Annotated in this window: 1 protein-coding gene; it reads right to left on the bottom strand. The window is 32.8% G+C overall.

Annotated elements, in window-relative coordinates; genetic code table 11:
• Window positions 1-737, bottom strand: a 737-nt coding sequence (locus V7183_RS25525) for a hypothetical protein (RefSeq protein WP_335361285.1), incomplete at its 3' end; no start/stop codon positions are given.
• Window positions 738-1,081 lie beyond the last annotated feature (344 nt).

Raw genomic sequence — 1,081 nt, 5'->3', positions numbered from 1 at the left:
TGATTGTTCAAATCCCACACTAGAATATTTCCTTTATATATATCAGCGGTACCCCTTCTTTTATATTTATGTTTCTTTAGTACTTGATAAAATTCTTCCGGGAGTACCCACTTATTCAAATAGTATTCTGCATCTAATGCCGTTTGCTGAATACTAGCTGCTGCAGCTCCTAAACAATTCGGACCATTCGTCCCTACAAAAGTATTAAAATATTGAGAAATGTACGGATAATCTTTATAAAAGGATTCATATTCTTTAGATAATGATTCATGATCCGTAAACCATTCTGCAATACGAGTTAATAGCTTATCTCGAAGTCGTCTGGGAAGCTTATGCCATATAAACCCTTGAAGGATAATATTCTCTTTCTCATTAAGTATGTATGGTTCAAGTAAATGTCGTAAGCTCTCACCATATAATTGCTCTAATTCAGTTAATGTAAAAATGAAACCCCTGTTTACTTGTACTTGCTCCAGCAATATTTGCTTCCTTACTTTACAATCTAAATTTTCGAATTCTTCATTCGAAACAACTGCAATATATTTTGCTTCCGGCACTACATTCCAGCTCAAAAAGGAAGTTAGTGAATCTAACGTTAGTGGAACTTTCCCTCTTTCTTGAACAGATAAGTACGGAGGACTTTCTCTAAAATAGAAACAATCGGTATTTGGAACAAATTTCTCATCCCACTGCTGCAACGTATCATTTGTAATCCTATTATTTTTGACTATATACATGTATATTCCTCTCCAAACCCTATTTTTTAACCTAATATACTTCTTTATCCCCTTCCTAAAAATGGATATTCCTAGTAATCATAGCAACAGGAGATTGATTTTTCAATCAATTTATATATAGTCCTGACACGGGTTTAATGATTTCAGAAATATAAGCAAGGTTAATCGATACTTCAAAAAATGATGTACGCCCTAGTAAGACAATTTATTTTAGAAGCACATGTACGAGAAGGGACTAGAAGTTTATTCATAACCATTAGGCTAAAGGGAAATGGTATCCATAAAACAAAAAAACGCTATTCTTTTGTAGACATATACAATAAGAATAGCGTTTTTAATATGAA

This window comes from Bacillus sp. JJ1127, from assembly GCF_036965845.1.
Classification (GTDB): Bacteria; Bacillota; Bacilli; order Bacillales; family Bacillaceae_G; genus Bacillus_A.
Note: the sequence above shows the minus strand (reverse complement) of the source record. Positions and strands in the feature narration are given on the sequence as shown.